Source organism: Neglectibacter sp. X4, from assembly GCF_009917365.1.
Classification (GTDB): domain Bacteria; phylum Bacillota; class Clostridia; order Oscillospirales; family Acutalibacteraceae; genus Acutalibacter.
Genome location: NZ_QWLE01000146.1, coordinates 1 through 1,562, shown reverse-complemented (window position 1 = coordinate 1,562; position 1,562 = coordinate 1). Strand labels below are relative to the sequence as shown.

The window sequence follows — 1,562 nt, the reverse complement described above, 5'->3', positions numbered from 1 at the left end:
GGGTACTGCAGCATTTTTAACAAAAGGATATAAAAAATATTCCAAGGAACTTAAACAGCGGGCAGTTGAGGATTATCTGTCTGGGAAAGGTTCACAGGATGATATCTGTAAAAAATATGAGATTCGTTCAAAAAGTAAACTCCAAAAGTGGATAAAGCTGTATAATAGTGGTGGGATTCTAAAGTTACCCGGAACAGGAGGCTTTGTCATCATGACAAAAGGACGAAAAACAACATTTGATGAACGCATTGAAATCGTGCAGTATTGTATTGCGCACAAGCGAAATTATGCACAAACCGCTGAAAAGTACAAAATATCCTATCAGCAGGCTCGCAGCTACATCATCAAATATGAAGAGCGGGGCGTAGAAGGACTTCGGGATGGTCGCGGTCATCGCAAATCCGAAGATGAACTAAGCGAACTGGAAAAGCTGCGTGCAGAAAACCGGCTTTTAAGAGCAGAGAAAAAGCGTGCTGAAATGGAGATATCATTCTTAAAAAAACTCGAGGAAATAGAGAGGAGGCGGGGCTAAGCCTGGTGCGGCACCAGGCCATATATCAGGCAATCGAAGAAGAACACAAAGCCCATCATTATCCGGTAAGAGCATTATGCGAAATTGGTCAGGTATCCCATGCAGGATACTACAAGTGGCTGAACAGACAGATACCAAAAGAGGAACTACGAAACAGGCAGATTGCGGAAACGATAGAACAAATCCATACGGAAAGTCCCGACAAAGGATATCGAAGAATCAGAGATGAGCTTCAGCGTTACCACCGGATTGATGTAAACGATAAGCGAGTCCTGCGAATCTGCCGCAAGCTGAATATCAAGTCAACCATCAAGTATACGAATCAAGGCTGCACCAGACAGGCAAAGAACCCACAATATATTGCAGAAAACCTTTTGAACAGGCAGTTCAAGGCAGAAATGCCAAATCAAAAATGGCTGACTGATGTTACAGAATTTAAATACTATGAAGGAATTACAAAAAAGAAAGTGTATCTCAGCGCAATCTTAGATCTGTATGACCGGCGCATTGTAGCCTATGTCATCAGTGATTCCAATAACAATGCTTTAGTTTTTGACACCTTTAATGAGGCGGTAAGCAAAAATCCTAGTGCCCACCCACTGTTTCACAGTGACAGAGGATTTCAATATACGAATCGAGTCTTCCATGCAAAACTGGAAGCGGCGGGAATGAAGCAAAGTATGTCCAGAGTGGCAAAGTGTATTGATAATGGTCCAATGGAAGGATTCTGGGGCATTTTGAAACGTGAGCGGTATTATGGGAGAAAATTTACTAATAGAGAGAGTCTGGTGGGAATGATAGAAAACTATATTGAGTACTACAACAACAAGCGTTTGCAGAGAAACCTGGGAGTTTTAACCCCAATGGAAAAACATCGGTTATATCTGCAGGCCGCATAAAAATACCAGTCGGAAAACACTTCCGACTGGTCAGAAAATTTTATTTTTTTAATTGTCTACTTGACGGGTAGCAGTTCACAGATAAAATGAGACAGCCTCTTTGCATATGCACCATTTAAAGCAAATATGCG

2 protein-coding genes are annotated in these 1,562 nt (G+C 41.7%); both read left to right on the top strand.

The window, feature by feature from the left end:
* The coding region (locus D1841_RS17245) for a helix-turn-helix domain-containing protein (protein WP_166554314.1) at positions 1-532 on the top strand (532 nt) is incomplete at its 5' end.
* A 5-nt stretch (positions 533-537) separates the two neighbouring features.
* Positions 538-1,431 (top strand): IS3 family transposase, encoded by an 894-nt coding sequence (locus D1841_RS17240; protein ID WP_347561004.1) that lies wholly within the window; start codon positions 538-540, stop codon positions 1,429-1,431.
* Positions 1,432-1,562: the final 131 nt, after the last annotated feature.